The 2527-nt window shown below is 50.3% G+C and carries 3 protein-coding genes; 1 reads left to right on the forward strand and 2 read right to left on the reverse strand.

Annotated features, from left to right (window positions below):
• Together nusA and rimP are read right to left on the reverse strand one after the other, a co-directional pair.
• Positions 1-915, reverse strand: a 915-nt coding sequence (gene nusA, locus QVP67_RS02375; protein WP_288179821.1) for a transcription termination factor NusA, incomplete at its 3' end; no start/stop codon positions are given.
• A gap of 5 nt (positions 916-920) precedes the next feature.
• Positions 921-1388, reverse strand: coding sequence for a ribosome assembly cofactor RimP (gene rimP / locus QVP67_RS02380; RefSeq protein ID WP_022161955.1), 468 nt, complete (start codon positions 1386-1388; stop codon positions 921-923).
• 348 nt (positions 1389-1736) lie between these two features.
• Here rimP and QVP67_RS02385 point away from each other — a divergent pair.
• Positions 1737-2527: DUF1593 domain-containing protein (locus tag QVP67_RS02385; protein ID WP_288179822.1), on the forward strand; the 791-nt coding region annotated here is incomplete at its 3' end.

Here is a 2527-nt window from a genome sequence, read left to right on the forward strand (position 1 = left end):
CAGACGTATGGACGAAATGTGTGCAGGGCTGAGGGCACGTTGGATAAAGAGTTGTATGTTGGATGTATAATTGATCACATCAATGTTCTCGTTACGCAGCTCGCGTACGATACCGTGGATGCGGCTTCCCTTCACACCGACGCAGGCTCCTACGGGGTCGATGCGGTCGTCGTAGCTTTCTACGGCAATCTTGGCACGTTCGCCGGGAATGCGTGCAATCTTCTTGACGGTGATCAGACCGTCGTTGATCTCGGGCACTTCCATTTCGAGCAAACGTTGCAGGAAGACGGGCGACGTACGGCTCAGAATGATTTTCGGATTGTTGTTCTTGTTGTCCACACGGGCTACCACGGCACGGGCCGTCTCACCTTTACGGTAGAAGTCGCTCGGAATCTGCTCGGTCTTGGGCAACAGCAGTTCGTTTCCTTCGTCGTCGAGCAGCAGGATTTCTTTCTTCCAGATCTGATATACTTCTGCATTGACAATGGTGCCTACCTTGTCGATGTACTTGTTGTAAAGGCTGTCTTTTTCAAGTTCCAGTATCTTGGAAGCCAGTGTCTGGCGCAGATTCAGGATGGCACGGCGTCCGAACTTGGCAAAGTTCACTTCGTCGGTCACTTCCTCGCCCACCTCGTACGAAGCATCTATCTTCTGTGCCTCGCTCAGCGAGATTTGCAGGTTGGGGTTCTCCAGGTCTTCGTCGGCCACCACTTCACGGTTACGCCATATTTCGAAGTCACCCTTGTCGGGATTCACGATTACGTCGTAATTCTCGTCGGTACCAAACATCTTTGCAATGACGCTGCGGAACGACTCTTCCAGCACGCTCACCATCGTGGTACGGTCTATATTCTTCAGTTCCTTAAATTCCGAAAATGTGTCTATCAAGCTGACAGTTTCTTCTTTCTTGGCCATAAGTCTTATTTAAAACTGATTAAGTATTTAGTATATTTTATTTCTTCGTATGCAAAGGTCAGGTCTTCGTCTACCATTTTAGGACGTTTGGCACCTTCTTCTTTCACCTTCTTCTGTACAGTCACGATGAAGTGTTGTTCGTCGGCATCCTTCAGCACTCCGTGCAGTTTACGCCCGTCGCAGGTAAGCACTTCGACTTCGCTGCCGATGTGGCAGAGGTATTGTTGCAGCACCTTGAAAGGTTGCCCGATACCTGCCGAGCCTACTTCCAGCTCGTAGTCTTCTTCTTCTCGATTCAGCTTGGACTCAATGTAGCGGCTCAGTTCCACACAGTCTTCAATCCAAACACCGTCTTTGTGGTCTATTTCTACCACGATTTTATCATCCGGGCTGATGGTCACATCGACCAGGAAGTAGTCTTTTCCTTCCAGCCACTCATCAACAATCTGACAAACAGTTTTCTTTTCTATCATAGATTAACTAATAAGAACAAAAAAGAGGAGCTTGATTGCCCCTCCACCTTTCATCCGTTTCCGGTGCAAAGATATAAATAATCTGCTCGCCTGCAAAATATTAGAACGAAAAAATTACGCAACAGAAACAAGCTGTGCGGCGCATAGGGGTTTCTCCTGCACTCAATCATGCGCATTTCAAATTTTTATTTCATATCCGGTAGGTTCTTTCCAAACGTAATATATGGCTTTTCTCCCTATTTAACCTGCCCAAATCTCGGAATTCGCTCAATTTCTTCCTCAAAAGAGGCAATTTAAATGAAATTTCCAACGTAACTTTGCGAAGTTAACTAAAACACATCACGTATCATGAAAACTTTACTCAGAACACTGCTTATTCTGCTTGCAGGAAGTTGCCTCTGCACAAATCCGGCGAAAGCACAAAACAAACAGCTGAAACCACGCCTGGTAGTACTGACCGACATCGCTCCCGCCAATGTGGAGCCCGACGACATGGAGTCGCTCATCCGTCTGCTGGTACATGCCGACTTGTATGAAATTGAAGCCATCATCGCCACCAGCGGGTGGAACAGCAGCGGCGGTCCTTACCCCACCAGCTGGATGGACAGCATCAGCACCGTCATCGACGCTTACCAGAAAGACTTGCCCAACCTGATGAAACGCTCGGCACAGAGCGGATTCCTGCCCCTGAAAAAGGAGAACCGCCAACAACAGCTTGGCTATTGGCCCAGCGCCGACTACCTGCGTAGCAGGGTGATGGCGGGCAGCCTGGAACTGGGTAAAGACAAACTGGGAGAAAAGAACAACTCGCGCGGCAGCGACTTCCTGATTCAGCTGGCCGACGAGGACGACGACCGCCCGCTGTGGATTACCGCCTGGGGTGGAGCCAACACACTGGCACAAGCCATCTGGAAAGTGCAACGCGAACGGACGGAAGAGCAACTGAAGGCCTTCTTAGACAAACTCTACGTCTATACCATCACCGACCAGGACGTGCCCTGGGGCGACCGCGGCAACCACAAGTACAGCTCGCACTACTGGATGCGCCAGACGTGCGGCAAGTCGCTGCGTTTCATCTGGGACGAAAGTGCCTGGCTCTCGCAATGCGCACTGGGCAGCAGCCGCTGGGTCGAATACGC

It is taken from the genome of Bacteroides sp. CAG:633, from assembly GCF_000435115.1.
In the GTDB taxonomy this organism is placed as follows: domain Bacteria; phylum Bacteroidota; class Bacteroidia; order Bacteroidales; family Bacteroidaceae; genus Bacteroides; species Bacteroides ndongoniae.

Bases quoted from the DNA above. Each gene is read 5' to 3' on its own strand.
- rimP (WP_022161955.1), bottom strand. From the start codon at position 1,388: ATGATAGAAAAGAAAACTGTTTGTCAGATTGTTGATGAGTGGCTGGAA.